At 56.8% G+C, this 25,355-nt stretch carries 28 protein-coding genes and 1 tRNA gene; 13 read left to right on the plus strand and 16 right to left on the minus strand.

Annotated elements, in window-relative coordinates:
• Positions 1 to 121 precede the first annotated feature (121 nt).
• The 5 genes from frdA (at position 122) to blc (ending at position 4,043) form a co-directional block, all read left to right on the plus strand.
• Positions 122 to 1,918, plus strand: a complete 1,797-nt coding sequence (gene frdA / locus L085_RS02295) for a fumarate reductase (quinol) flavoprotein subunit (RefSeq protein WP_044029898.1) — start codon at positions 122 to 124, stop codon at positions 1,916 to 1,918.
• Positions 1,911 to 2,645: a succinate dehydrogenase/fumarate reductase iron-sulfur subunit gene (locus L085_RS02300; RefSeq protein WP_004929676.1), complete on the plus strand. Its 735-nt coding sequence runs from the start codon at positions 1,911 to 1,913 to the stop codon at positions 2,643 to 2,645. The genes frdA and L085_RS02300 overlap by 8 nt, the downstream gene beginning before the upstream one ends.
• 15 nt (positions 2,646 to 2,660) lie before the next feature.
• The gene (gene frdC, locus L085_RS02305; RefSeq protein ID WP_044029900.1) at positions 2,661 to 3,053 is read left to right on the plus strand and encodes a fumarate reductase subunit FrdC; all 393 of its coding nucleotides are present in this window, start codon (positions 2,661 to 2,663) and stop codon (positions 3,051 to 3,053) included.
• Positions 3,054 to 3,065: 12 nt separating this feature from the next.
• A complete protein-coding gene (gene frdD, locus L085_RS02310) occupies positions 3,066 to 3,425 on the plus strand; it encodes a fumarate reductase subunit FrdD (protein WP_004929672.1) in 360 nt (119 codons plus the stop codon).
• An 84-nt stretch (positions 3,426 to 3,509) separates the two neighbouring features.
• Entirely contained in the window at positions 3,510 to 4,043 is a 534-nt protein-coding gene (gene blc / locus L085_RS02315; RefSeq protein ID WP_044029902.1) for an outer membrane lipoprotein Blc, read from the plus strand.
• Here the strand turns inward: blc and sugE are convergent.
• The 4 genes from sugE to efp all read right to left on the minus strand — a co-directional run bounded on the left by sugE (position 4,037) and on the right by efp (position 5,567).
• The gene (sugE, locus tag L085_RS02320) at positions 4,037 to 4,354 is read right to left on the minus strand and encodes a quaternary ammonium compound efflux SMR transporter SugE (protein ID WP_004929669.1); all 318 of its coding nucleotides are present in this window, start codon (positions 4,352 to 4,354) and stop codon (positions 4,037 to 4,039) included. The two genes, blc and sugE, sit on opposite strands and share 7 nt — an antisense overlap.
• Positions 4,355 to 4,546: 192 nt before the next feature.
• Positions 4,547 to 4,678, minus strand: a complete 132-nt coding sequence (locus L085_RS02325) for an entericidin A/B family lipoprotein (RefSeq protein WP_004929668.1) — start codon at positions 4,676 to 4,678, stop codon at positions 4,547 to 4,549.
• A 120-nt stretch (positions 4,679 to 4,798) separates the two neighbouring features.
• On the minus strand, positions 4,799 to 4,930 hold the full coding sequence (locus L085_RS02330; RefSeq protein WP_004929667.1) for an entericidin A/B family lipoprotein: 132 nt from the start codon (positions 4,928 to 4,930) through the stop codon (positions 4,799 to 4,801).
• A gap of 70 nt (positions 4,931 to 5,000) precedes the next feature.
• A complete protein-coding gene (gene efp, locus L085_RS02335) occupies positions 5,001 to 5,567 on the minus strand; it encodes an elongation factor P (RefSeq protein ID WP_004929666.1) in 567 nt (188 codons plus the stop codon).
• Between the two features lie 42 nt (positions 5,568 to 5,609).
• Here efp and epmB point away from each other — a divergent pair, with 42 nt between their 5' ends.
• A complete protein-coding gene (gene epmB / locus L085_RS02340) occupies positions 5,610 to 6,638 on the plus strand; it encodes an EF-P beta-lysylation protein EpmB (RefSeq protein WP_004929665.1) in 1,029 nt (342 codons plus the stop codon).
• Between the two features lie 88 nt (positions 6,639 to 6,726).
• On the opposite strand, the gene L085_RS02345 is transcribed toward epmB, so the two are convergent.
• The 5 genes from L085_RS02345 to L085_RS02365 all read right to left on the minus strand — a co-directional run bounded on the left by L085_RS02345 (position 6,727) and on the right by L085_RS02365 (position 11,762).
• The gene (locus tag L085_RS02345; protein ID WP_025305007.1) at positions 6,727 to 7,071 is read right to left on the minus strand and encodes a DUF4156 domain-containing protein; all 345 of its coding nucleotides are present in this window, start codon (positions 7,069 to 7,071) and stop codon (positions 6,727 to 6,729) included.
• A gap of 178 nt (positions 7,072 to 7,249) precedes the next feature.
• Entirely contained in the window at positions 7,250 to 8,875 is a 1,626-nt protein-coding gene (locus L085_RS02350; protein WP_044029904.1) for a methyl-accepting chemotaxis protein, read from the minus strand.
• 224 nt (positions 8,876 to 9,099) lie between these two features.
• Positions 9,100 to 10,746 (minus strand): chaperonin GroEL, encoded by a 1,647-nt coding sequence (gene groL, locus L085_RS02355; protein WP_004929662.1) that lies wholly within the window; start codon positions 10,744 to 10,746, stop codon positions 9,100 to 9,102.
• A 44-nt stretch (positions 10,747 to 10,790) separates the two neighbouring features.
• Positions 10,791 to 11,084: a co-chaperone GroES gene (locus L085_RS02360; protein ID WP_004929661.1), complete on the minus strand. Its 294-nt coding sequence runs from the start codon at positions 11,082 to 11,084 to the stop codon at positions 10,791 to 10,793.
• A 189-nt stretch (positions 11,085 to 11,273) separates the two neighbouring features.
• Entirely contained in the window at positions 11,274 to 11,762 is a 489-nt protein-coding gene (locus L085_RS02365) for an FxsA family protein (protein WP_044029906.1), read from the minus strand.
• Between the two features lie 369 nt (positions 11,763 to 12,131).
• On the opposite strand from L085_RS02365, the gene aspA reads away from it, so the two are divergent.
• The 6 genes from aspA to L085_RS02395 all read left to right on the plus strand — a co-directional run bounded on the left by aspA (position 12,132) and on the right by L085_RS02395 (position 18,096).
• On the plus strand, positions 12,132 to 13,568 hold the full coding sequence (gene aspA, locus L085_RS02370; RefSeq protein ID WP_004929659.1) for an aspartate ammonia-lyase: 1,437 nt from the start codon (positions 12,132 to 12,134) through the stop codon (positions 13,566 to 13,568).
• Between the two features lie 249 nt (positions 13,569 to 13,817).
• Positions 13,818 to 15,119, plus strand: coding sequence for an anaerobic C4-dicarboxylate transporter (locus L085_RS02375; RefSeq protein ID WP_044029908.1), 1,302 nt, complete (start codon positions 13,818 to 13,820; stop codon positions 15,117 to 15,119).
• A gap of 109 nt (positions 15,120 to 15,228) precedes the next feature.
• A complete protein-coding gene (gene cutA / locus L085_RS02380) occupies positions 15,229 to 15,552 on the plus strand; it encodes a divalent cation tolerance protein CutA (RefSeq protein ID WP_004929657.1) in 324 nt (107 codons plus the stop codon).
• Positions 15,528 to 17,246: a protein-disulfide reductase DsbD gene (locus L085_RS02385; RefSeq protein WP_044029910.1), complete on the plus strand. Its 1,719-nt coding sequence runs from the start codon at positions 15,528 to 15,530 to the stop codon at positions 17,244 to 17,246. The genes cutA and L085_RS02385 overlap by 25 nt, the downstream gene beginning before the upstream one ends.
• Positions 17,247 to 17,285: 39 nt before the next feature.
• Positions 17,286 to 17,861, plus strand: a complete 576-nt coding sequence (locus tag L085_RS02390) for a transcriptional regulator (protein ID WP_044029911.1) — start codon at positions 17,286 to 17,288, stop codon at positions 17,859 to 17,861.
• Positions 17,862 to 18,020: 159 nt separating this feature from the next.
• Positions 18,021 to 18,096: transfer RNA gene (locus L085_RS02395), tRNA-Phe, on the plus strand.
• 392 nt (positions 18,097 to 18,488) lie between these two features.
• On the opposite strand, the gene L085_RS02400 is transcribed toward L085_RS02395, so the two are convergent.
• Complete coding sequence (locus tag L085_RS02400) at positions 18,489 to 19,817, minus strand: MFS transporter (RefSeq protein ID WP_044029913.1); 1,329 nt, start codon at positions 19,815 to 19,817, stop codon at positions 18,489 to 18,491.
• A gap of 400 nt (positions 19,818 to 20,217) precedes the next feature.
• Here L085_RS02400 and L085_RS02405 point away from each other — a divergent pair, with 400 nt between their 5' ends.
• Complete coding sequence (locus L085_RS02405; RefSeq protein ID WP_255347253.1) at positions 20,218 to 20,988, plus strand: LysR substrate-binding domain-containing protein; 771 nt, start codon at positions 20,218 to 20,220, stop codon at positions 20,986 to 20,988.
• 78 nt (positions 20,989 to 21,066) lie between these two features.
• Here the strand turns inward: L085_RS02405 and L085_RS02410 are convergent, their stop codons facing one another.
• The 6 genes from L085_RS02410 to L085_RS02430 all read right to left on the minus strand — a co-directional run bounded on the left by L085_RS02410 (position 21,067) and on the right by L085_RS02430 (position 25,344).
• Complete coding sequence (locus tag L085_RS02410; protein WP_044029915.1) at positions 21,067 to 21,366, minus strand: hypothetical protein; 300 nt, start codon at positions 21,364 to 21,366, stop codon at positions 21,067 to 21,069.
• Positions 21,367 to 21,876: 510 nt separating this feature from the next.
• Positions 21,877 to 22,419, minus strand: coding sequence for a LuxR C-terminal-related transcriptional regulator (locus tag L085_RS02415; RefSeq protein WP_044029916.1), 543 nt, complete (start codon positions 22,417 to 22,419; stop codon positions 21,877 to 21,879).
• Between the two features lie 274 nt (positions 22,420 to 22,693).
• On the minus strand, positions 22,694 to 23,518 hold the full coding sequence (locus L085_RS25155) for a hypothetical protein (RefSeq protein WP_144240644.1): 825 nt from the start codon (positions 23,516 to 23,518) through the stop codon (positions 22,694 to 22,696).
• Positions 23,519 to 23,757: 239 nt separating this feature from the next.
• Positions 23,758 to 24,282, minus strand: coding sequence for a fimbrial protein (locus tag L085_RS02420; RefSeq protein ID WP_044029918.1), 525 nt, complete (start codon positions 24,280 to 24,282; stop codon positions 23,758 to 23,760).
• A gap of 55 nt (positions 24,283 to 24,337) precedes the next feature.
• The gene (locus L085_RS24100; RefSeq protein WP_158499080.1) at positions 24,338 to 24,823 is read right to left on the minus strand and encodes a fimbrial protein; all 486 of its coding nucleotides are present in this window, start codon (positions 24,821 to 24,823) and stop codon (positions 24,338 to 24,340) included.
• A gap of 11 nt (positions 24,824 to 24,834) precedes the next feature.
• Positions 24,835 to 25,344, minus strand: a complete 510-nt coding sequence (locus tag L085_RS02430; protein WP_044029919.1) for a fimbrial protein — start codon at positions 25,342 to 25,344, stop codon at positions 24,835 to 24,837.
• Positions 25,345 to 25,355 lie beyond the last annotated feature (11 nt).

A 25,355-nucleotide genomic window follows, 5' to 3' on the forward strand; every position in this document is an offset into this window, starting at 1 on the left:
ATCTATCCTTAACCTTTAAGCAACATTAATCGGTTCAATTAGTTAGCACCCGAAGAGTTCGCTAAATTTTAAGCATAGATATTTAACTTGCCGTTCTTAACAAGAACATTGGAGGAATGCAGTGCAAACCTTTAACGCCGATCTTGCCATTATTGGGGCCGGGGGCGCTGGTTTACGTGCAGCAATAGCCGCAGCGGAAGCCAATCCCCAACTGAAAATCGCGCTGATCTCGAAGGTCTACCCGATGCGCAGCCACACGGTCGCCGCCGAGGGGGGCTCCGCCGCCGTCACTCAGGATCACGATACCTTCGACTACCACTTCCACGACACCGTCGCCGGCGGCGACTGGCTGTGCGAGCAGGACGTGGTCGATCACTTCGTGCATCAGTGTCCGCGCGAGATGACCCAGCTCGAGCAGTGGGGCTGCCCGTGGAGCCGCAAACCGGACGGTTCGGTCAACGTGCGGCGTTTCGGCGGCATGAAGATCGAACGCACCTGGTTCGCCGCCGACAAGACCGGCTTCCACATGCTGCACACCCTGTTCCAGACCTCGCTGAAATACCCGCAAATTCAACGCTTCGACGAGCACTTCGTACTGGATATCCTGGTGGATGACGGCCAGGCGCGCGGCCTGGTGGCGCTCAACATGATGGAAGGTACCCGCGTGCAGATCCGCGCCAACGCGGTGGTGATGGCCACCGGCGGCGCCGGGCGCGTTTACCGCTACAACACCAACGGCGGCATCGTCACCGGCGACGGCATGGGCATGGCGTTCCACCACGGCGTACCGCTGCGCGACATGGAGTTCGTGCAGTATCACCCGACCGGCCTGCCCGGTTCCGGCATCCTGATGACCGAGGGCTGCCGCGGCGAAGGCGGCATTCTGGTGAACAAGGATGGCTACCGCTACCTGCAAGACTACGGCATGGGCCCGGAAACCCCGCTGGGCGAGCCGAAAAACAAATACATGGAGCTGGGCCCGCGCGATAAAGTGTCGCAGGCTTTCTGGCACGAATGGCGCGCCGGCCGCACCATCGCCACCCCGCGCGGCGACGTGGTCTACCTCGATCTGCGCCATCTGGGCGAGAAAAAGCTGCTGGAGCGGCTGCCGTTCATCTGTGAACTGGCCAAAGCCTACGTCGGCGTCGATCCGGTGAAGGATCCGATCCCGGTGCGCCCTACCGCGCACTACACCATGGGCGGCATTGAAACCGACCAGAACTGCGAAACCCGCATCAAGGGGCTGTTCGCGGTCGGCGAATGTTCCTCCGTCGGCCTGCACGGCGCCAACCGTCTCGGCTCCAACTCGCTGGCGGAACTGGTGGTATTCGGCCGCGTCGCCGGTGAGCACGCGGCGCGCCGCGCGCTGGAAACCGCGCCGGCCAACGGCGCCGTGCTGGATGCGCAAACCCGCGACGTCGAAACCCGCCTGGGCAACCTGATGAAGCAGGAAGGCAACGAAAACTGGGCGAAGATCCGCGACGAAATGGGGCTGTCGATGGAAGAAGGCTGCGGCATCTACCGCACGCCGGAGCTGATGCAAAAAACCATCGATAAGCTGGCCGAGCTGAAAGAGCGCTTCAAACGCGTCAAAATCACCGACAACACCAGCGTGTTCAATACCGATCTGCTGTACACCATCGAGCTGGGCTACGGCCTGGACGTCGCCGAATGCATGGCGCACTCCGCATTTAACCGCAAAGAGTCGCGCGGCGCCCACCAGCGCCTGGACGAAGGCTGCACCGAGCGTGACGACGTCAACTTCCTCAAGCATACGCTGGCGTTCCACAACCCGCAGGGCGCACCGCGTCTCGAATACAGCGACGTGAAAATCACCAAGCTGCCGCCGGCCAAACGCGTCTACGGCGCAGAAGCCGAAGCGCAGGAGAAAAAGAATAAGGAGCAGGCAAATGGCTGAGATGCAAACCCTGAAGATCGACGTCATGCGCTATAACCCGGAAAGTGACGCCGAGCCGCATTTCGTCACTTACGCCGTGCCTTATGATGAACAGACCTCGCTGCTCGATGCGCTGGGCTACATCAAGGATAACCTGGCGCCGGACCTCTCCTACCGCTGGTCGTGCCGCATGGCGATCTGCGGCTCCTGCGGCATGATGGTCAACCGCGTGCCGAAGCTGGCGTGCAAAACCTTCCTGCGCGACTACGTCGGCGGCATGAAGGTCGAAGCGCTGGGCAACTTCCCGATCGAGCGCGATCTGGTGGTCGACATGACCCACTTCATCGAAAGCCTGGAGGCGATCAAACCGTACATCATCGGCAACGATCGCAAACCGGAGGATGGCCCGAACGTGCAGACCCCGGCGCAGATGGCCAAATACCACCAGTTCTCCGGCTGCATCAACTGCGGCCTGTGCTACGCCGCGTGCCCGCAGTTCGGCCTCAACCCCGAGTTTATCGGCCCGGCGGCGATCACGTTGGCGCACCGCTATAACCTGGACAACCGCGACCACGGCAAGAAACAGCGCATGCCGCAGCTCAACGGCCAAAACGGCGTCTGGAGCTGCACCTTCGTCGGCTATTGCTCTGAAGTCTGCCCGAAACACGTCGATCCCGCCGCCGCCATCCAGCAGGGCAAGGTGGAGAGCGCCAAAGACTTCATGATCGCCATGCTGAAGCCGCAATAAGGGAGAAAAATTGCCATGACAACTCAACGTAAGCCCTATGTGCGCACCATGACGCCCACCTGGTGGCAAAAGCTCGGCTTCTACCGTTTCTACATGCTGCGCGAAGGCACCTCGGTGCTGGCGGTCTGGTTCAGCATCGTGCTGCTCTACGGCGTGTTCGCGCTGAAGGGCGGCGCCGAGAGCTGGGCCGGCTTCGTCGGTTTCTTGCAGAATCCGCTGGTGCTGTTCATCAACGTCGTCGCATTGCTGGCGGCGGCGCTGCACACCAAAACCTGGTTCGATCTGGCGCCGAAGGCCGCCAATATCGTGGTCAACAGCGAGAAAATGGGACCGGGCCCCATCGTGAAAGGGCTGTGGGCCGTCACCATCGTCGTCAGCGTGGTCATCCTGGCCGTGGCCCTGTTCTAATCCGGAGGAAACATGATAAATCAAGCACCTAAACGCTCCGATGAGCCGGTTTTCTGGGGATTGTTCGGCGCCGGCGGCATGTGGGGCGCGATCGTCGCGCCGGCTATCGTGCTGCTGGTCGGCATCCTGCTGCCGCTGGGGCTGTTCCCCGGTGAAGCGCTGGGTTACGAGCGCGTGCTGGCGTTCTGCCAGAGCCTGATCGGCCGCCTGTTCCTGCTGTTGATGATCATTCTGCCGCTGTGGTGCGGCCTGCACCGCATCCACCATGCGATGCACGATCTGAAGATCCACGTGCCGGCCGGCAAGTGGGTGTTCTACGGTCTGGCGGCAATCCTCAGCGTCGTCACCGTCATCGGCGTCGTCACTCTGTAAACCGCTCGGGTGGCCAACGCCCGTTGGCCGCCCTTTTCTCATCGGCTACACTGTCTACTCGCCCCCGGTAAACAGGAGTCACCGATGCGTTTATGGTCAAAGCTTTGCGTCATGCTTTCCGCCCTGCTCTCCGTCGCCTGCAGCGTCTCTCCGCCTAAAGACATCAAGGTCGTGAACAATTTCGACAGCCAGCGCTATCTCGGCACCTGGTATGAGATCGCACGTCTGGATCATCGTTTTGAACGCGGTTTGCAGCAGGTGACCGCCCATTACAGCCCGCGCGCCGACGGCGGACTGAAAGTCATCAATCGCGGCTTCAATCCGCAAAAACAGCAATGGCAAGAAAGCGAAGGCAAAGCCTACTTTATCGGTTCACCGCAGGTCGCGGCGCTGAAAGTGTCGTTCTTCGGCCCTTTCTATGGCGGCTACAACGTGATTGCCCTGGATCCGGCGTATGGCTACGCGCTGGTTTGCGGCCCGAACCGCGACTATCTGTGGATCCTGTCGCGCACGCCGACGCTTGACGCCGCCGTGCGCGACCGTTTATTGCAGACAGCCAAAGGCTACGGTTTCGCCACCGACAAGCTGATCTGGGTGCAGCAGTCCGCCGATCAGTGACTGCTGAACTTCAGCCCGAGTATGCCGACCACGATCAGGCACAGGCTGATGATGCGCGCGATATTGGTCGATTCGCCCAACAGCACCATGCCCATGATGGCCGCGCCCACCGCGCCGATGCCGGTCCACACCGCGTAGGCGGTGCCGGCGGGCAGCGTTTTCATGGCGTTGGCCAACAGCAACATGCTGACCACCATCGCGGCGATGGTGATGATGCTCGGCGTCAGCCGGGTAAAACCGTGGGTGTATTTCAGACCGATAGCCCAAACCACTTCGAGCAAACCGGCGATAAGCAGAATAATCCAGGCCATGAGACGGCCTCCCTACCACTGGGGTCGTCCCCGATAAAATGACGCGTAAACGGGTCGTCCCGTTCAGCGAGGTGATGCATGACGGGTAACCTCACCCGCACTGCGGCAGGATAGCAGCAGCGTTAACGCTCAGGCAAGGGATAGAAATGTGGCGGCTCTCCGCAGCCGGAACGCCGCCGGGTGGAATGCGGATTATTCCGCGCTGCGCTGAATAGCCTTGCCGCCGGCCTGAATGTCTTCACCCACACCGCGGGTGGTATTGCAGGCGGTCAGCGAGCTCAAAATCATCAAAGAGAAGATCGCGATAATACTTTTCTTCAGCATAAGAAAGTCCTTATTTGTCGTTGATGAAAAAGTACGGCTTTCTAAGCGTAGTCAAAATTGACGGAGGGTGTGGGATCGTGACCGGCTTTGTGGCGCAAATACATCGGGTTAAAGGCAGGATCAGCTGGCCGTGCGGGAGATGGCGCCGCCGAGATGCTGAACGTCTTCGCCGAAACCGCGAAACGTATTGCAACTGCTGAGGGAGAAAAGGAACAACAGGGAGAGCACGGCCAACAGCGTTTTCTTGAACATGCGGATTTTCTGCCAACGAACGAGGATGGGATAAAACAGAGGAACCGCGGGGGTTCCTCTGTTTTGAAACTTACTTAACGCGAGAGACGTATTCGCCAGAGCGAGTGTCAACTTTGATCACTTCGCCGATCTGGACGAACAACGGCACTTTTACTACGGCGCCGGTGCTCAGGGTCGCCGGCTTGCCGCCAGTCCCTGCGGTATCGCCTTTCAGGCCAGGATCGGTATCGGTGATTTCCGCTTCGATGAAGTTCGGCGGCTGAACGGCGATTGGACGGCCATCCCACAGGGTGATGATGCACTCTGCGTTATCCTGCAGCCATTTGGCCGCGTCGCCGACGGTTTTGCCGTCAACCTGATGCTGTTCGAAAGACTCAGGGTGCATGAAGTGGTAGAACTCACCGTCGCTGTACAGGTAGTTCATGTTGGTGTCCATCACGTCTGCGCCTTCGCAAGAATCGGTAGACTTGAAGGTTTTTTCCACGCGGGTGCCGGTCAGCAGACGGCGCATTTTCACGCGCGCAAATGCCTGGCCTTTGCCCGGCTTAACGAACTCACTGGCTTCAACGGCGTAAGGTTCGCCCTCGAACATGATTTTAAGACCCGGACGGAAATCGTTGCTAGAATAAGTCGCCATGATGGCCCTCTGAATATTTGAACTGGTAGCTTAGCCAAAAAAATGGCACACATTATAACCCAAAGTACGGCACATAGAGAAGATTGGTTGCATCAACTCGCCGATGTTATTACCGATCCCGATGAATTACTGCAGCTTTTGTCACTGAATACGCACCCGGAACTGCCGCAGGGGCGCGATGCCCGCCGGCTGTTTGCCCTGCGCGTGCCGCGCGCCTTCGCTGCGCGCATGCGCCCCGGCGATGCCAACGACCCATTGCTGCGCCAGGTGCTGACCGCCAGAGAGGAGTTCATCAACGCCCCAGGGTTCACCACCGATCCGCTCGATGAGCAGCGCAGCGTGGTGCCGGGCCTGCTGCACAAATACCGCAATCGCGCGCTGCTGCTGGTCAAAGGCGGCTGTGCGGTCAACTGCCGTTACTGCTTCCGCCGCCACTTCCCCTATCAGGATAATCAGGGCAACAAGAACAACTGGCGGCAGGCGCTGGATTATATCCGCCAACACCCGGAACTCGACGAGATCATTTTTTCCGGCGGCGATCCGCTGATGGCCAAAGACAGCGAGCTGGAGTGGCTGGTCGGCGAACTGGAGACCATCCCGCACCTGAAACGCCTGCGCATTCACACCCGTCTGCCGGTGGTGATCCCGGCGCGCATTACGCCGGCGCTGTGCCGCCTGCTGTCGGCCTCGCGCCTGCAGGTGCTGATGGTTACGCATATCAACCACGCCAACGAAATCGACCGCGAGCTGCAGAGTGCCATGGCTCAGCTGCGCCTCGCCGGCGTCACGCTGCTCAATCAAAGCGTGCTGCTGCGCGACGTCAACGATGACGCCGACACACTGGCCGCGCTCAGCAACGCGCTGTTCGACGCCGGCATCCTGCCCTACTACATTCACGTGCTGGACAAGGTGCAGGGCGCGGCGCACTTCATGGTCAGCGACGATGAAGCTCGCGTCATCATGCAGGCGCTGCTGAGCAAGGTGTCCGGTTATCTGGTGCCGCGCCTGACGCGTGAAGTGGGCGGCGAACCGAGCAAAACACCGATCGACCTGCGTCTGATGCAGGAGTGATGCGCGCCACATGGCCTGATGGAACGAAAAGAGGAATGCCGTAGCATTCCTCTTTTTTTATCTCTGTGCGGCGTTTGGCCTCAGCGCCTTACGGGCACTTGTAAACCTGGCCGACCATTTTGCTGTCCAGCGGCGCGAAGCTGGAGAGCAGGTTCTGGCTTGGGCTGTTGGCGCCGTAAATGACGTTGCCGCCCATCGCCGCTGCCTTGTTGCGCAGATCGTTGGCCGCACCACGCATGGAGCTGCCTTCACCGCCGTTGCCGGACAGCCAGTTGCTCTGGGTGCCGGTCACTTCCCCCAGCAGCTGGCATTCCGCCGCCGGCTTGCTGTCGGTGAACTTGATCTGCTGACCCGCAGCGGTCAGTTCATGAGTGGTGCTGCAACCCGCCAGCAGCATCGCTGCCGAAAGACCCAGTAAGGCTTTAATCCGCATCTTGTTCCCCATTCGATGTTGAGAATTACGCAAAAGCTTATCAGAAAGCGATGCCATCTCTTAAGCATCCGTTGCCGCGCGAGCGAGCCAACGTCTTGAGCGACAGCTGATGACTTACCAGTTTACCAGCTAAATCGCCCCGGGCGGCAAAAATATCATCAAATACAGTGCGGCGGCGTTATACCCAACCGGCAACGGCCGCCGATGCCTGCGCCTCCACGTCGCCCTGGCGCGATTCCCCCTCCGCCAGTTTGAATACCGCCACCGCCTGCGCCAGCAAGGCCGCCTGTTCCTCCACGCCGACGGCGGTGGTGGCCACCTCTTCCACCAGCGCAGCGTTCTGCTGAGTCACCTGATCCATCTGGGTCACCGCCACCCCGACCTGCTCGACGCCTTTGCTTTGCTCTTCCGACGCATAGGAGATGTTATCCATCAGCGACGTCACCTGGTTCACCGAGCCGACGATGGCATTCATCGTCTCGCCCGCCTGTTCCACCAGCCGCACGCCGGCGGCGATATCGCAGGTGACGCCGTCGACCAGGCTGCTGATCTCCTTGGCCGAAGTCGCGCAGCGCTGCGCCAGATTGCGCACTTCGCCGGCCACCACCGCAAAACCCCGCCCCTGCTCCCCGGCACGCGCAGCCTCGACGGCGGCGTTCAGCGCCAGAATGTTGGTCTGGAAGGCGATGCCGTCGATCACGCTGGTGATATCCCCCACCTGACGCGCACTGTCGCTGATCGCCCGCATCTTATCGACCGCGCTGGCCATCAGCGTTTCGCCGTTGCGGGCGATGGCGGCGGTCTGATTGACCATTCCGGCGGCCTGATTGGCGTTATCGGCGTTTTGCCGCACCGTGGCGGTGATCTGCTCCATGCTGGCGGCGGTTTCCGTCAGCGCGCTGGCTTGTTCTTCGGTGCGGCTGGAGAGATCGGCGTTGCCGACGGCGATCTCATGCGTGCCGTGGTTGATCGACTCCACGCCGTCACGCACCTGCTGCACGGTGGCTCCCAGCTCCTGCTGCATCGTTCGCAGACCGGCGAACAGCATGCCGATCTCATCGTTGCTGCGCGCCACGATCTTGCTGCGCAGATCGCCGCGCCCGACTTTTTTCAGATGCTCGGCAATCTGACGCAACGGCAGGATCAGGCGCCGACGGAAATCACGCTGCACGGCGACCAGCAGCAGCAAGATCGCCGCCAGGGTGCCGCTCAGCAGGCGTGCGAAGACTTTTTGGGTCTGCTCCGCCTCTTCCACCGCCAGACGGTGGGCAGCGACCGTGGCCCGCATGTAGTCGGCAAACTGGCTGTCCAGCCGCTGGCGCACCTGGCGTTTCTCGGCCGCCATAGCGTGCAGCCGCTCGATCAGCGCCGCCTGCGGCGTGTCGGCCAACAGCGTCAGCTCTTGCTTCAGCACGCTCTGCTGCGCCAGGTAGACCTTTTTCATCGCCTCGCCCAGCTCCGGGCGCGATACCGTCAGGCCCGGCGTATCCCAGAACAGGTTGAAAGCGACATCGGCGCTGCGCAGCTCGCCGCGCGCCTCATCGATACCCTGCTGAATATCGGCTCTGCTGACCTGCGCCCAGCGCTCGAACGCCATGTTGTCGATCAGCGTCTGCGTTTGCAGCAAGGAACGCCAGCTGCGGTTAAGCGCCGCTTCCTCGTCGGAGAAAGTGCTCATTCTGCCGATGCTGTGGCCGTTTTGCTGCATGAAATAGAAGGCGATGGCGCCGGTTCCCATGGGCATCAAGCCCAACAGCAACAGCATCAACATCAGCCAGGTGGCTATTTTCATATTTTTCAGCATAAGTCGTCTCCGTTGACAGTCACACCGGCGAGGGAAAATTCCCCGCCTGGTAGGGGCTATATCGGTACGAAACGGCAACGGTTTAGGGTAAAAGCAAAATAATGCAATAATTCATTCAGTTAACTAATAACAAGCTAAATAAACATTCTTTTTATTGATTTTTAAGATAAAAAAACCCCGGCCATTTGACCGGGGTTCTCAGTACACAAGCGTGTGGGGGATGATTACATCATGCCGCCCATACCGCCCATGCCACCCATGCCGCCTGCTGCGCCCAGATCCGGTGCGTCAGCCTTCGGCAGGTCGGTGACCATGCATTCGGTGGTGATCATCAGGCCAGCCACGGAAGCCGCGTACTGCAGAGCAGAACGGGTCACTTTGGTTGGATCCAGGATACCCATCGCGATCATGTCGCCGTATTCTTCAGAGTAAGCGTTGTAGCCGTAGCTGCCTTCGCCCGCTTTCACCTGGTTGGCGATAACGGAAGCTTCTTCACCGGCGTTAACCACGATCTGACGCAGAGGGGCTTCCATTGCGCGCAGCGCAACTTTGATACCCACGTTCTGGTCTTCGTTGTCGCCTTTCAGCGCGGCGATTTTGCCTGCAACGCGGATCAGCGCGACGCCGCCGCCGGCAACCACGCCTTCTTCCACTGCAGCGCGGGTGGCGTGCAGGGCGTCTTCAACGCGGGCTTTCTTCTCTTTCATTTCAACTTCAGTCGCTGCGCCAACCTTGATAACGGCAACGCCGCCGGCCAGTTTCGCTACGCGCTCCTGCAGTTTTTCACGATCGTAGTCAGAGGTCGCTTCTTCGATCTGCTGACGGATCTGAGCAACGCGGCCCTGGATGGTCGCTTCGTCGCCCACGCCATCGATGATGATGGTGGTGTCTTTGTTGATGACAACGCGTTTCGCCTGACCCAGGTCTTCCAGGGTGGCTTTTTCCAGCTCCAGACCGATCTCTTCAGAGATAACGGTACCGGCAGTCAGGGTCGCGATGTCCTGCAGCATGGCTTTACGACGGTCGCCGAAGCCAGGCGCCTTAACGGCAGCCACTTTCACGATGCCGCGCATGGTGTTGACCACCAGGGTCGCCAGCGCTTCACCTTCAACGTCTTCAGCGATGATCAGCAGCGGTTTGCCTGCTTTGGCAACGGCTTCCAGCACCGGCAGCATTTCGCGGATGTTGGAGATCTTCTTGTCAGCCAGCAGGATGAACGGACTTTCCAGCTCAACAGAACCGGTTTCCGGCTTGTTGATGAAGTATGGGGACAGGTAACCGCGGTCGAACTGCATACCTTCAACCACGTCCAGCTCGTCTTGCAGGCCGGTGCCTTCTTCAACGGTGATAACGCCTTCTTTGCCCACTTTCTCCATCGCTTCCGCGATCAGTTTACCCACGGTTTCGTCGGAGTTGGCGGAGATGGTGCCGACCTGAGCGATAGCTTTGGAGTCAGAGCAAGGTACGGACAGTTTTTTCAGTTCTTCAACCGCAGCGACAACCGCTTTGTCGATGCCGCGCTTCAGATCCATCGGGTTCATGCCTGCAGCAACCGCTTTCAGGCCTTCGGTGATGATGGATTGAGCCAGTACGGTTGCCGTGGTGGTGCCGTCGCCCGCCGCGTCGTTCGCTTTGGAAGCCACTTCTTTCACCATCTGCGCGCCCATGTTCTCGAACTTGTCTTCCAGTTCGATTTCACGCGCAACGGAAACACCATCTTTGGTGATGGTCGGTGCGCCGAAAGATTTATCCAGCACTACGTTGCGGCCTTTCGGGCCCAGGGTCACTTTTACTGCATCAGCGAGAACATTCACGCCGCGGAGCATTTTCACGCGAGCGTCATTGCCGAATTTTACGTCTTTAGCTGCCATTGGTATTTCCCTTCAACTCGTTCAGTTCAGAAGATAAAGCGCAATTACGCTTCAACAATTGCCAGAATGTCGCTTTCGGACATGATCAACACTTCTTCATTGTCGATCTTCTCTGCTTTCACGCCGTAGCCGTCGTTGAAAATCACGATATCGCCAACTTTCACATCCAGCGGTTGGATGTTGCCGTTTTCCAGCACACGCCCTTTACCCACTGCAACCACTTCACCGCGAGTGGATTTACCCGCAGCAGAGCCAGTCAGGACGATGCCGCCAGCAGATTTTGATTCAACTTCTTTGCGCTTGACGATAACGCGGTCATGCAATGGACGAATACTCATTGAACGCTCTCCTGTAAGAAGGTCTCTATCAGATTTAGGGTTGTACACCGGATGGTTGTTATTACCGGCCTCGTGGCATTTGAGATGGGGGCGTTCCAGCCCCCTTCAAGGGGGCGAACAAAAAAAATTTCGCATTTTTGGTCCGACGAGTGCCGCAGAGATGAAAAACGCGGCCTTAGCCGCGTTTGCTTAACGATCGTGAGGTTTGCGATCCTCGTCCGGGCGGTGTTCCAGCACCGGGTGTTCGTCGTCCTTGCGCTGGAATTCGCCGTCGAAGGTATTGCCGTTGGCGGCGTCGCCGCCCGTCCAACCGCCGGGGCGATACACCGACAGGTGCGGCATCAGCTTCAGCGTCAGCGATTTTTGCACCGGCGGCAGCAGCAGCAACAGACCGAGGAAATCGGTGAAGAAGCCCGGTATCAGCAGCAGGAAGCCCGCCAGCACCAGCGAAACGCTTTTCACCATTTCCGCCGCCGGGCTTTCGCCGGCCGCCAGCTTTTGCTGCATCTGCACGAAGGTTTTCATGCCCTGATTGCGCACCAGCGAAATGCCGACGCAGGAGCTGAACACCACCAGCAGCAGGGTGACAGCCACGCCGAGCACGGCGGCGACTTTAATAAAGATGGATATTTCTATGTAAGCCAGCAGAAATATCAGCAGTAGCGGTAACCAGCGCACCTGGTTCTCCTATCGGTAGGTAAGGCACGGCCGCCACGGGGCGACGGCGCGAAAAAAGAGGCCGTAAACGGCCGACACTATTACAATGAGGGCATCCCCCCACCATTTCAACCGAGAGCCGGTTTTAATTGCTAAAGTTCGCAAACGTGAAAGAAGTCACAGAACCGAAAAAGGGCATATCCTTAAACACCATAAGGTGATCTGGATTCAGTCATTTCTTACCAACCAGCATATGATCTGGGCAGCTACGGGTGATTTGGTTAATCGTTTCACGCCCCAAGCCTTCGGCAACATTAATTTAGGCTGCGCCCTTACTAGCCTTGACCTGACAAATTATTAATTCGGCAGCAACACATAGAGAAGGTTCTCATGTCAAACAACATTCGTATCGAAGAAGACCTGTTAGGAACACGTGAAGTCCCCGCAGACGCTTACTACGGAGTTCACACTCTGCGTGCGATTGAAAACTTCTACATCAGCAACAGCAAAATCAGCGATGTCCCCGAGTTCGTTCGCGGCATGGTGATGGTGAAAAAGGCCGCGGCGATGGCCAACAAAGAACTCAAAACCATCCCGCGCAAAATCGCAGACGTGATCATCCAGGCCTGCGACGAGGTGCTGGATAAAGGCAAGTGCATGGATCAGTTCCCGGTGGACGTGTTCCAGGGCGGCGCGGGCACCTCGCTGAACATGAACACCAACGAAGTGCTGGCGAACATCGGTCTGGAGCTGATGGGCCATCAAAAAGGCGAATACCAGTACCTGAACCCGAACGATCACCTCAATAAGTGTCAGTCCACCAACGACGCCTACCCGACCGGGTTCCGCATCGCGGTGTACGCCTCCAACCAGAAACTGATCGACGCCATCAACCAGCTGCGCGAAGGCTTCGATCGCAAGGCGAAAGAGTTCGAAACCATCCTGAAAATGGGCCGCACCCAGCTGCAGGACGCGGTGCCAATGACCCTCGGCCAGGAGTTCCACGCCTTCAGCGTGCTGCTGAACGAAGAGACCCGCAACCTGCACCGCACCGCGGAGCTGCTGCTGGAAGTGAACCTCGGCGCCACCGCCATCGGTACCGCGCTCAACACCCCGGAAGGCTACCAGCCGCTGGCGGTGCAAAAACTGGCGGAAGTCAGCGGCCTGCCGGTGGTGCCGGCGGAAGACCTGATCGAAGCCACCTCCGACTGCGGCGCCTACGTGATGGTGCACAGCGCGCTCAAACGCCTGGCGGTAAAACTGTCCAAAATCTGTAACGACCTGCGCCTGCTCTCCTCCGGCCCGCGCGCCGGCCTGAACGAAATCAACCTGCCGGAGCTGCAGGCGGGATCGTCCATCATGCCGGCCAAAGTGAACCCGGTGGTGCCGGAAGTGGTCAATCAGGTGTGTTTCAAGGTGATTGGCAACGACACTTGCGTTACCATGGCGGCCGAAGCGGGCCAGCTGCAGCTGAACGTGATGGAGCCGGTGATCGGCCAGGCGATGTTCGAGTCGATCCACATCCTGACCAACGCCTGCTACAACCTGCTGGAAAAATGCATTAACGGCATCACCGCGAATAAAGAAGTCTGCGAACACTACGTCTTCAACTCGATCGGTATCGTCACCTATCTGAACCCGTTCATCGGCCACCATAACGGTGACATCGTCGGGAAGATCTGCGCCGAAACCGGCAAGAGCGTGCGCGAAGTGGTGCTGGAACGCGGCCTGCTGACCGAAGCTGAGCTGGATGACATCTTCTCCGTGGAGAACCTGATGCACCCGGCCTATAAAGCCAAACGCTATACGGATGAAAATGAACAATAACAGACCTACCCGGTAGCCCTGAAAGGCACGCTAAATCCTCTGGATAGCGTGCCTTTTTACTTTTAGGCGCCCACAAAATTTTAACGTTTTATTTTCAATTTACACCCTAAATCATTGGGACTGCATCAAGGCGGCAAGAGCGCAAGTCCCCAGGAGCTTACTCAAGTAAGTGACTGGGGTGAGTGCTCGCAGCCAACACCGATGCAGTTTCAAGGATGACGGGAAATCTCATTTTAAGGAGTAAACACTATGCTAGCCTTGGAATTGGTTATCGTTCTGCTGGCCATCTTTTTAGGGGCCAGATTGGGCGGTATCGGTATCGGGTTCGCGGGGGGACTGGGCGTATTGGCGCTGGCGCTGATCGGCGTCAAACCGGGCAACATTCCCTTCGACGTCATCTCCATCATCATGGCGGTGATTGCGGCGATCTCCGCCATGCAGGTCGCCGGGGGGATGGACTACCTGGTGCAGCAGACCGAAAAACTGCTGCGCAAGAACCCCAAGCACATCACCATTCTCGCCCCTATCGTCACCTACTTTCTGACCATCTTCGCCGGCACCGGCAATATCTCGCTCTCGGCGCTGCCGGTGATCGCCGAGGTGGCGAAAGAGCAGGGCATCAAGCCTTGCCGCCCGTTGTCGACCGCCGTGGTCTCCGCCCAGATCGCCATCACCGCCTCGCCGATCTCCGCCGCGGTGGTGTACATGTCTTCGGTGATGGAAGGCCACGGCGTCAGCTACCTGCACCTGCTGATGGTGGTGATCCCGTCCACCTTCTGCGCGGTGCTGTTGATGTCGCTGCTGGTGACCTGGCTGTTCGACTCCAGGCTGTCTAACGATCCGGTGTACCTGAAACGCCTGGAGGAGGGCCTGATTACCCTGCGCGGCAACAACGCGCTGGCGATCAAACCGCGCGCCAAAACCTCGGTGCTGCTGTTCCTGCTCGGCGTGCTGTGCGTGGTCGCCTACGCCATCATCAACAGCCCGGGCCTGGGCCTGGTGACCAAGCCGCTGATGAACACCACCAACGCCATTCTGATCATCATGCTGAGCGTCGCCACGCTGACCACCCTGCTGTGCCGCGTCGACACCGACATGGTGCTGAACTCCAGCACCTTCAAGGCCGGCATGAGCGCCTGTATCTGTATCCTCGGCGTCGCCTGGCTGGGCGATACTTTCGTCCAGGCCAACATCGATTGGATCAAAGAGATGGCCGGCAGCGTCATTCAGGCGCACCCGTGGCTGCTGGCGGTGATCTTCTTCTTCTGCTCGGCGCTGCTGTACTCGCAGGCCGCCACCGCCAAGGCGCTGATGCCGATGGCGCTGGCGCTGAACGTGTCGCCGCTGACCGCCGTCGCCTCCTTCGCCGCCGTTTCCGGCCTGTTCATCCTGCCGACCTACCCGACGCTGGTCGCCGCAGTGCAGATGGACGATACCGGCACCACCCGCATCGGCCGCTTCGTGTTCAACCATCCGTTCTTCATTCCCGGCACCATGGGCGTGATTTTCGCGGTGTTCTTCGGCTTCCTGCTCGGCAGCGTCATGCTGTAACGCTTCGACCGGGGCTGCGGCCCCGGTTTTCTTTCTGGCGATAAACTCGCCTTCTAGCCAATCCGCCTTCAGGGTATAGTGCCCATTCGAACCGATGAGAGGGCTGAAGATGTCTGATTGCGAAGCTGTCGTCATACTCTGTACCGCACCCGATGAAGCCAGCGCCCAGGAACTGGCGGCGCGAGTCTTGGGCGATAAGCTGGCGGCCTGCGCCACGCTGCTGCCCGGCGCCACCTCGCTGTATTACTGGGAAGGGAAACTGGAACAGGAATACGAAGTGCAGATGCTGTTCAAAAGCGATCGCCGCCGTCAGCAGGCCCTGCTCGACACCCTGAAACAACATCACCCTTACCAGACGCCTGAGCTGCTGGTATTGCCGGTGATGGCCGGAGATAAAGACTACCTGTTATGGATCAACGCTTCATTAAACTGATTTTGCTGCTGTGCAGCCTGTGCTTCCTGCCGCAGGCGGCGCAGGCTTCGCTGTTCGCACCGACGGGCGGCAGCCAGTTCGTGCCCGTCGATCGGGCCTTCGCCTTCGATTTCAAACAGCAAGGCAGCCAGGTGACGCTGAACTGGCAGATCCGCCCCGGCTATTACCTGTATCGTCAGCAGATCAAACTGGTGCCGCAGCAGGCTACGCTCGGCGCCTTTACCCTGCCGGAAGGATTGAGCCACAAGGACGAGTTCTTCGGCGAAGTCGCCATCTTCAAGCAGCAGCTTAATCTGCAGGTGCCGCTGCAACAGGCGGCGGCCAACGCCAGCCTCAGCGTCACCTATCAGGGCTGCGCCGAGGCCGGCTTCTGCTATCCGCCGGAAACCCGAACTATCCCGCTGGACGCGGTCAGCGCCACCGCAGCCGCGCCGCTCCCGGCGGCTGTACCGGCTGAAGCGCCCGCCGCACCGGCCAGCCTGCCGTTTTCGCCGCTGTGGGCGCTGCTGATCGGCATCGGCATCGCCTTCACGCCGTGCGTGCTGCCGATGTACCCGCTGATCTCCGGCATCATTCTCGGCCGCGACCGGCCGCAAAGCAGCGGCCGCATTCTGGCGCTGGCGGTGGTTTACGTGCAGGGCATGGCGCTCACCTACACCCTGCTCGGGTTGGTGGTGGCCGCCGCCGGCCTGCAGTTCCAGGCGGCGCTGCAGCACCCTTACGTGCTGATCGGCCTGTCGGCGCCGTTCATCGCGCTGGCGCTGTCGATGTTCGGCCTCTATTCCCTGCAGCTGCCCTCGGCGCTGCAAACCCGGCTGGCGAACTGGAGCAACACCCAGCGCGGCGGCTCACTGACCGGCGTATTCCTGATGGGCGCGCTGGCCGGGCTGATTTGTTCCCCCTGCACCACAGCGCCGCTCAGCGCCATCCTGCTGTATATCGCCCAGAGCGGCAATCTGTGGGCCGGCGGCGGCACGCTGTACCTGTACGCGCTGGGGATGGGCATTCCGCTGGTGATCGTCACCCTGTTCGGCAACCGCCTGCTGCCGCGCAGCGGCCCGTGGATGCAGTACGTGAAAGAGGCCTTCGGCTTCGTCATTCTGGCGCTGCCGGTGTTCCTGCTGGAGCGGGTGATCGGCGATCTGTGGGGCCTGCGCCTGTGGAGCCTGCTCGGCCTGGCGTTCTTCGGCTGGGCCTTCGCCCTGAGCCTGAGAAGCGCGCGCGGCTGGGCGCGCGCCCTACAACTGCTGTTGCTGGCGGCGGCGGTGATCGCCGCGCGGCCGCTGCAGGACTGGGCTTTCGGCGCCGACCAGGCGCAGCAAGCGGCTCAGCCGCACCTGGCCTTTACCCGCATCAACAACGTCGAACAGCTCGATCTCGCGCTGCAACAGGCGCGGGGCAAGCCGGTGATGCTGGATCTGTACGCCGACTGGTGCGTGGCCTGTAAAGAGTTCGAGAAATACACCTTCAGCGACGCCGCGGTGCAGGCAAGCCTGGCCAACGCGGTGCTGCTGCAGGCGGATGTGACCGCCAACGGTGCGGAACAGGCGGCGCTGTTGAAGCACCTGCAAGTGCTGGGGCTGCCGACCATCCTGTTCTTCGATCCGGCAGGCCAGGAACTGACGGCACAGCGGGTCACCGGTTTTATGAAGGCAGAAGCTTTCAACACGCATTTGCAGAAAGTGATGCGATAACTGACACTGAAGATCGGAAGCGAATGGGAGGAAGCACAAGTGCAACGTGAACACGTCCTTGATACCGCGCTGGGCCTATTGGAACAACAGGGCCTGGCGACCGCCACATTAGAGATGCTGGCGGAAAAACTCGACGTTCAGCCCGGCGATCTTAAACGGTTCTGGCCGGATCGCGAAGCGCTGCTGTACGACTGCCTGCGCTACCACGGCCAACAGATCGACACCTGGCGCCGCCAACTGCTGCTGGACGAAAACCTGAGCCCACAGCAAAAGCTGCTGGCGCGCTATGACGTGCTGGCGGAATACGTGCGGCACGACCGCTATCCCGGCTGCCTGTTTATCGCCGCCTGCAGCTTCTTTCCGGAAACGGATCACCCGATTCACCAACTGGCGGAACAACAGAAGCTGACCTCACTCGAGCTGACCCGCGAACTGCTGCGTGACATGGACGCCGACGACGCCGACATGGTGGCGCAGCAAATGGAACTGATTCAGGAAGGCTGCCTGAGCAAACTGCTGGTAAAACGCCAACTCCAGGACGTATCGGTCGCCAAACGGCTGGCCGAGGACATCTTGCAGGTGGCGCAGTGCCGCAGAAACGGCGCGTTAAGCTGAACAACGGCCTGGCGCGGCGCAGCCAGGATGCCGCAGCAGCCTGAGCGGGCGTATTTTTATGCCCTTTGACTGAAAAGCCAGCAACCGAACGTGTTTTCAGGTATTTCATGCATAAAGCCGTTGACGCCCCCCGGCCAATACGGTTTAATGCTGCCCGTTGCCCGGATAGCTCAGTCGGTAGAGCAGGGGATTGAAAATCCCCGTGTCCTTGGTTCGATTCCGAGTCCGGGCACCATATTTAGAAGAACCCGCCTATGGCGGGTTTTTCGCTTTCTGGGGTACAGACTCTTCATCGAACTGCGTTCGATTATTCGGTCTGAAGACCTCACCCTGCGGGCCAGCGCTAAAGCGCTGTTCAACACGGCGCAAGGCCGGTTGTCCGAGTCCGGTCGCCCTATTTAGAAGAACCCGCCTATGGCGGGTTTTTTGCTTTCTGAGGTACGGACTCTTCATCGAACTGCGTTCGATTATTCGGTCTGAAGACCTCACCCTGCGGGCCAGCGCTAAAGCGCTGTTCAACACGGCGCAAGGCCGGTTGTCCGAGTCCGGTCGCCCTATTTAGAAGAACCCGCCTATGGCGGGTTTTTTGCTTTCTGAGGTACGGACTCTCCATCCCCCATGGCATTTTCAGGATGCCGCCAGACGCGGATTGACGAAAAGCAGGCAGACGGCCGCCAGCAGCGACGGCAGCGCGAAAGCCATAAAGTTTTGCTGCAGCGTCAGATCCATATCGATCAGCAGACCGCCAATGAACGGCCCCAGGATCGCGCCGATGCGGCCAATGCCCAGGCCCCAGCCAAGGCCCGTCGAAGTCATGGTTCCGGGATAAAAACGGGCGACATAAGAGCTCATCGCTATTTGCGTACCAATGGTGCTTGCACCTGCGACAATCAACAGCGAATACAGCAGGTGGATCGGCGTCTGAATACCCAGCAGCAGCAGAGTGGCGGCCCCCAGCAAAAAATAGCCGATGAGAATACGCCTTCCGTTCACCCTATCCATCAACCAGCAACTGCTCAGCGCTCCGGCAATGGTCCCCAGGTGCAGGGTAAACAGAAACGACAGGCTGGAGCCTAATGGGTAACCCGCCTGCAGCATCAGCTTGGGCAGCCAGGAGGTCATGCCGTAAATGACAAACAACGACATGAAAAAAACCAGCCAAAACATCAGGGTGCTTAAGCCCCGGCGCTCGGCGAACAGATCCTTCAGGGTCGCCTTTCTCGGCTTTATTCCTGCCACCGACGGATTGATAAACTCCGTACCCGGCTGATGGATGTAGTCTGGAGCTATCTTTTCCAGCAGATATTTTAAACGGTCATGCTGCCTGGTTTTAACCAGAAATGCAGCGGATTCAGGCAGGTGGCTTAGCATCCACGGCAAGAAAATGAGAGGCACGACGGCAATATAAAATATAGATTGCCACCCCGTGAGCGGAATCAAATAAATGCCTGACAGCGCCGCGAGCATTCCGCCGATGGAATAACCGCTAAACATTAACCCGACCATCAGACTCCGTTTATTTTTCGGCGAATATTCGCTGGTGAGGGCGGTGACGCTGGGCATAACGCCCCCCAGCCCGATACCGGCGATAAAACGACACCAGCCGAATTGGCCGGCATTAGCGCTAAAGCCGCAAAGGAAAGTAAATAAGCTGAAGGTGATAATGCACAAACTAATGGTCTTCTTTCTGCCTATTTTATCTGAGAGCGGGCCTAAAAAAATCGCACCGAGCATCATGCCAACCAGAGTATAGCTGCCCAGCAGGCCGGCCTGTGCGGCGGTGATGCCCCATTCGGCCATTAGCCTGGGCAGCACACCCCCCAGCACGGCAAGGTCGAAACCGTCAAAAACAATGATAAAAGCGCACCAGAAAACCGTTAATCGGTGCGTATTATTCAGCTTTGCATTATCAATTATTTGGTTGATATCCACGGCGTAAATATCACTCTGCGACATACCCCCCCCTAGTCTTGAAATTAGCGCCAACCATAAATATCAGCATAAGGCCCCAATGACAGGTTGAACTTATATGTTCTATTTATATATCTACGGGTTAAATTTGGCTGGGGAAGCTTATTCTTTAGTAAAAAGAAAAAACCACCTATGATGAGCTGCCAATGCATATTTTCAGTTGCCTTCACGACGGTATCGCCTGTGGGCGCCGCTCGTCTAACACCCATTTTGCATCGTATTGATACCTTAAAGGCATAATCGTGGAACTGCGTCATTTACGCTATTTTATCGCCGTCGCGGAAGAGCGGAATTTCAGCCGAGCGGCTGAGCGGCTGAGCGGCTGCATATCAGCCAACCGCCGCTCAGCCGGCAAATTCAGCAGTTGGAGGCGGGCCTGGGGGTGATGCTGTTTGAACGCGGATCCCGCCCGCTGGTGCTGACCGAGGCCGGGCGCTTTCTCTATGGGCACGCGCTGCAATTCCTGCCGCAAAGTCTCGAATTGAAGACCATGACCCAGCGCGTGGGGCTAGTCGAGCGCCCGCTGTCGCTCGGTTTTGTCGCCTCAACGCTCTATGACATTCTGCCGCAGCTGATTCGCCGTTTCCGAACCACCCACCTCGAAGTGGATCTGAGCCTGCATGAAATGACTACTCTGGAGCAGATCCGGGCGCTCAAGGAAGGGAAAATCGATGTGGGATTCGGCCGCATTCGCCATGAGGATATTCATATACGCCGCATTATCCTGCGCGAAGAGCCTCTGATGGCGGCCCTGGCGGCCGATCACCCGCTGGCGCGTTCGGAGGGATTAACGCTGCGCGCCCTACAGGCGGAAACGCTGATCGTTTACCCGCAAGCGCCGCGCCCAAGCTTTGCCGATCTGGTGCTGGCGACATTTCACGATCGGGCGTTGGCCCCAAAAAAAATCATGGAGGTGCGGGAGCTGCAGGTCGCATTGGGGCTGGTCGCCGCCGGCGAAGGCATCGCGCTGGTGCCCCACTGCCTGCACAGCCTGAAGCGCCCGGACGTGGTCTACAACGCATTGGACGAGCAGCGCCTGGTTTCCCCGATCATCATGAGCACCCGGCTGCTGGATGAGTCAGAGGATATCAGTACGCTGTTGCGGATGATCTACGCGTTATACGACGAGAAGGGCATTGCCTATATCAAACCTTAGCAGCGAGATTGAGATACCTACCGTAGGCAAAGCGAAGAGCAAGCCCGCCATAATGGCGGGCTTGCTCACATTCAGCCTTTACTGGCAAATAGAGGCGTATTTCTTCATAAACGGGCTGGCGCAGATGGACGCATAAATGTCTTTTTGCAGCTGGCTGGCGGAAGAGTCAGGCTTTTGCGAACCGCCATTCTGGCCGCCAATGTTCACGCCGGTGCCGTTGTTGCCATTGGTGCTGCCGTTAATGCTCACATCAACGGAAGAACTGCCGCCGCTGCCGGTGTTGCCATTAATGCCGCCCTCGATCACCAGGCCGGCATAAGACAGCTGAGAACACATCAGCAACGCGCAACCAAGTAACTTGGTGTTTCTTTTCATCATATCCCTCTCCTTGCACCTTATTTGAATAACCCAACATGGGTTTATTTTCCCTATAATGCGGCCGGGCAGCTTCCCGTGGCGTTACGGCCGCTAATGTTCTTTCTTACCTATCGTTAACCGCCTTTTCTTCATGCGCTTTTCGTGTTTAAAAAACGAATAAACGCTCAGAAAAAACAGGAATACCGCCAGATAAAAAAGACCCACTGTACCTTCCTTTGGTTCGGCACCGTGCAGTGCCCAAAAGATCACATTCATAATATTAATTGTTATTTAAAACCCATAAGCCACTTCAGTTTATGGCCCGAAAAAAGCAGGACTAATCCCTGCTCATTAACAAAACGATTATTAGGCCTTGCGGCATTGATTTAACGATTTTCAACGCTATTATGCCGACATAAAAATCCACATCATCAATGATTGAATGATTACCTGGCGATTTTTATTCTAATTTCAGCCTGACAGAGGCACTAGAATAACAAAAAACGGCGTACAGGATATCCCTCTTTAATGTTAAGAATATTCTTCCTCCTGAGACAACAGCCAATAAATAAAATCATGATGCCGGTTTAACATCAGCTTGCTCATTACCGAGCGTTTATGGCTATGAATCGTCTTGACGCTTAACCCCAGCAGCCTGGCGGTTTGCGATTGATCGAGCCCGCTGCGGAGATAGCCCACGACCTGCCGTTCACGGCGGGTCAGGGGCTGACGCCTGTAGAGCATTGGCTCGCCGCCAGATAACACTTCGTTCAACAGCTCAAACAGCTTGCTCCGATCGTCCGTTCGGTACAACACGTCGGCCGCGTCGTTCGCGGCAAGAGCAGGCTTTTCTTTCACTGCGATCACCTGCGGTGCGCCAGCATGGTTTGTCCTATGCCAGCGCTGAGCACGCCGCAGTGAAGAAGTGAACACTACATCGGGCTGATCCGCATCGTCTGGGGTTAAGAAGCAAACAGTTTTACTGTTTTTTTGCGCGTGCATTTCAATACCCAACCGCAAGCCTTCTGCGAAATAGCAATTTTCGTCATCGATTACAATATTGAAGGTATTCATCCTGATAACTCCTAGTGGATAAGGCAATCGAGTCATATCTACGTGCTTGATTTAAAAATTTAAAATGCATCTTTTGGCGTTATCGCAGAGACTCTGAAAATCCTAAAGCTGAATGTTACACCCACTGAAAACTCCGAGAAGAAAAGACAACTATCTACCCCAATATCAAGACGGGAATATTGGTATCCGCGCACCCTCGATCGCCAAGCTTCGGTATAAAATTAATTTTATTTAAAAAAACATTAAAATAGAAACCAGTCTTAGATTACTAGCGTTATAGTATATTAAGAACGATTGTCGAGCTTTTTTTGAACTGGCCATTAAATTCAAATTCGGTGTCCGCTGTTAGTTTGGACATGATATTTATCGACGAACCATTGTTAGGTATTGTCATACTTTGCCCCCCTGCCTTTCCATTTACATAGATTTGTGATTTAAGATGTCCATTATTATCAAGAATTATCACCCCATTATTTATCGCACTAACATTGACTGTCACACGTCCAGTTCCATTACCATTGCAACTGATAAATGCAGATTTCGACGTCTGATGACCATTGATATCCGAAAGGTTAATTGTGCCATGTTGAATTTCAATATCATTCATGGTACATGATATTGGATCTGGTACTGGAAGTGGTGGCAACCCCCCGTTACAAGAGCTAGCACCTTCCCTTCCACTACTAGCTATCCACAGCCTCAAACTGAAGCATACTGGAGGATTGGAAATATACTTTCTCCACCGCTCAAGAGGCATATAAATGGTTACAGAACCTAGTTTAGAAAATTCATCCACTGCCTGAGAGACATTAACATTTGGTTTCGACATAATCGAACGAACCTGATAAGAACCCGATTCAGACGAAACTTCAGGAATTATCATACACTGGTTACTCATGTCACCGTTCCCGCAGCGTGAATCCCCCTCCGTGTAGGGTATCTTAAAATCACGGAGCGTCAGGGATTTTATTTTCGCCACTATCATTATCTGCTCCTTTACTTCAGTGATTTGATACTCCACATCTGCAGCCCTGGCTATGCTAGAAAATGACATAACAAGAGCGAAAAATATTAAATATCTTATCGTTTTCCATTCCATCACGAACCTTCTTGCATTATTTGTATAAAACTCAATCATAAATAGGCTCTAATCATAAACCAGGCTGAACGTCGCCAGCATACTAACGCTCGCTCCTGCTCATTTTCGCTAAAAACGGAAGAAGATAAATCAGAAATAGCTTACTGAATAATATAATCACCCTCACATTACCCCTATCTGTAAAATTCCATTAACATAATTAACCAACAGCTGTTGCATGCCATATTTCATCGTCAAACTCACTCATAGTCCAACAAAAATGTCGCCGAGCTGCTAAACACTCCTCTACCGATACTTCTATTTTTTATAGCATCCGGCTCACCACGCACATAGGCCCTAAACATGATTATATTGCTGCCCGCCTGCAGCCGATATTTGCTGCTGGACTGGTTCAGGGGTAGTAACTCCCCGACGGTATTTTCCAGACCAATGGCGATCCCGTTCGCTCCACCGCTATTGATGGCCAGCAGCCCCGGCAGCACAGCACTTTCCGTGCCGCTGAAAGAGACGCTTACCGTTTCTCCAAGGCTTAAGTCGCATTCCATTAGTTGCAGAAAAAACTCTTTCCCTGGCGTGCGTTGGTTGAGATACAGATATTTATCAATCACCGTGCCAAAATCCAGCTCAATATTTTCTTCCCCGGGGGCAATAACGCAAGGCTCCGCCACCAGTACGCCGCTATAGTTGACAGCTACCGTGGGCGCCGCGCTCCAACAGGCATGGCTAATGTAAAATAATGCCAGCGGCAGCAAAGTCTTCTTCATCTCCATCTCCTGGTTAATAGTATGAATGGTTTTTATTATTCACCGTGAATTCGATTTAATAATATTCAAGACGGAGTGAGGCATTCGCATTAAACATACCCGGAGTTAGAACTGTATTGAGACTCTTAACCGGCACCACTGTCACATGACGCTTAATGCTGCCAACCCCCCCCATATAACCACCGACGGCAAGATCGGAAAAACCACCATTGATTTGCTGCAGGGCCTTAATCCCCAGCCCGTTGATATTGGTCGCCAGCGCTGAGGTATCGAAATCACTCGGCTTACCGACGTAGCTGATTTTAAAGGGAACGTCAAAACCAGAGGGGCAAGTTATATCAACGGCAAATGACTTTTTGTAGCGCTCGCCATCTATTTTATTGACGCCAACCGTCTCGAAATCGACGTTTATCGGCTGCCCGCCGTTGAACTCGCAGGGCACATCCTCTCTCAGTATTCCCTTAAAACTCATGTTTTCCGCCATCGCCCCTCGAGCCATGATACCCAACAGGAAAAGGTAAACCATGCCAAGCTTTTTCATCGCCGCCTTCCTCATTGATAAGCCACCAGCAGGGTAGCGCCGGCAGTAAAGGCGCCGCCGGGCAGCGTCTTGCCCGCTTTTTTAACCGGCACCGCCTCTAATAACGGCGTTTGATTATCCGAATAGGTGAACTTCAGCCAACTATTAATATTAAGCGGCTGTCCATTGGCGTGTAACGCCACGCCGAAGTCGTTGATGTTAGTCCGCAACGCAGTAGGATCAAAGGAGGTCACATTGCCCTGGATCTTCATCTGCAAGGCATTGGACTTACGGCCTGAACACTCCAGTGTATAATCCACTCTTTTCTTATAATTGCTGCCATTCACGCTAACCGTCAGGATCTCGCCGAAGTCTACTTCGATGGTGCGATTGCCGTTGATCACACAAGGCGGCGGTACCTGCACCGTAACGCTGACCGTCACGGTGGCCGCGTCGGTCAGTGTCGACATCCCCACACAAAGGAGAAACATCGCCGCATTACGCCAAGAGGTGAAACAACCAGCCTTAAATTTGTGCGTCATGTTCCTCGATT

Origin of the sequence: Serratia sp. FS14, from assembly GCF_000695995.1 — a bacterium.
In the GTDB taxonomy this organism is placed as follows: Bacteria; Pseudomonadota; Gammaproteobacteria; order Enterobacterales; family Enterobacteriaceae; genus Serratia; species Serratia nematodiphila.

Coding starts and splice junctions, on each gene's coding strand:
- L085_RS02300 (WP_004929676.1), top strand. CDS start 1,911: ATGGCTGAGATGCAAACCCTGAAGATCGACGTCATGCGCTATAACCCG.
- frdC (WP_044029900.1), top strand. CDS start 2,661: ATGACAACTCAACGTAAGCCCTATGTGCGCACCATGACGCCCACCTGG.
- frdD (WP_004929672.1), top strand. CDS start 3,066: ATGATAAATCAAGCACCTAAACGCTCCGATGAGCCGGTTTTCTGGGGA.
- blc (WP_044029902.1), top strand. CDS start 3,510: ATGCGTTTATGGTCAAAGCTTTGCGTCATGCTTTCCGCCCTGCTCTCC.
- sugE (WP_004929669.1), bottom strand. CDS start 4,354: ATGGCCTGGATTATTCTGCTTATCGCCGGTTTGCTCGAAGTGGTTTGG.
- L085_RS02325 (WP_004929668.1), bottom strand. CDS start 4,678: ATGCTGAAGAAAAGTATTATCGCGATCTTCTCTTTGATGATTTTGAGC.
- L085_RS02330 (WP_004929667.1), bottom strand. CDS start 4,930: ATGTTCAAGAAAACGCTGTTGGCCGTGCTCTCCCTGTTGTTCCTTTTC.
- efp (WP_004929666.1), bottom strand. CDS start 5,567: ATGGCGACTTATTCTAGCAACGATTTCCGTCCGGGTCTTAAAATCATG.
- epmB (WP_004929665.1), top strand. CDS start 5,610: ATGGCACACATTATAACCCAAAGTACGGCACATAGAGAAGATTGGTTG.
- L085_RS02345 (WP_025305007.1), bottom strand. CDS start 7,071: ATGCGGATTAAAGCCTTACTGGGTCTTTCGGCAGCGATGCTGCTGGCG.
- L085_RS02350 (WP_044029904.1), bottom strand. CDS start 8,875: ATGCTGAAAAATATGAAAATAGCCACCTGGCTGATGTTGATGCTGTTG.
- groL (WP_004929662.1), bottom strand. CDS start 10,746: ATGGCAGCTAAAGACGTAAAATTCGGCAATGACGCTCGCGTGAAAATG.
- L085_RS02360 (WP_004929661.1), bottom strand. CDS start 11,084: ATGAGTATTCGTCCATTGCATGACCGCGTTATCGTCAAGCGCAAAGAA.
- aspA (WP_004929659.1), top strand. CDS start 12,132: ATGTCAAACAACATTCGTATCGAAGAAGACCTGTTAGGAACACGTGAA.
- L085_RS02375 (WP_044029908.1), top strand. CDS start 13,818: ATGCTAGCCTTGGAATTGGTTATCGTTCTGCTGGCCATCTTTTTAGGG.
- cutA (WP_004929657.1), top strand. CDS start 15,229: ATGTCTGATTGCGAAGCTGTCGTCATACTCTGTACCGCACCCGATGAA.
- L085_RS02385 (WP_044029910.1), top strand. CDS start 15,528: ATGGATCAACGCTTCATTAAACTGATTTTGCTGCTGTGCAGCCTGTGC.
- L085_RS02400 (WP_044029913.1), bottom strand. CDS start 19,817: ATGTCGCAGAGTGATATTTACGCCGTGGATATCAACCAAATAATTGAT.
- L085_RS02405 (WP_255347253.1), top strand. CDS start 20,218: ATGCTGTTTGAACGCGGATCCCGCCCGCTGGTGCTGACCGAGGCCGGG.
- L085_RS02410 (WP_044029915.1), bottom strand. CDS start 21,366: ATGATGAAAAGAAACACCAAGTTACTTGGTTGCGCGTTGCTGATGTGT.
- L085_RS02415 (WP_044029916.1), bottom strand. CDS start 22,419: ATGAATACCTTCAATATTGTAATCGATGACGAAAATTGCTATTTCGCA.
- L085_RS25155 (WP_144240644.1), bottom strand. CDS start 23,518: ATGGAATGGAAAACGATAAGATATTTAATATTTTTCGCTCTTGTTATG.
- L085_RS02420 (WP_044029918.1), bottom strand. CDS start 24,282: ATGAAGAAGACTTTGCTGCCGCTGGCATTATTTTACATTAGCCATGCC.
- L085_RS24100 (WP_158499080.1), bottom strand. CDS start 24,823: ATGAAAAAGCTTGGCATGGTTTACCTTTTCCTGTTGGGTATCATGGCT.
- L085_RS02430 (WP_044029919.1), bottom strand. CDS start 25,344: ATGACGCACAAATTTAAGGCTGGTTGTTTCACCTCTTGGCGTAATGCG.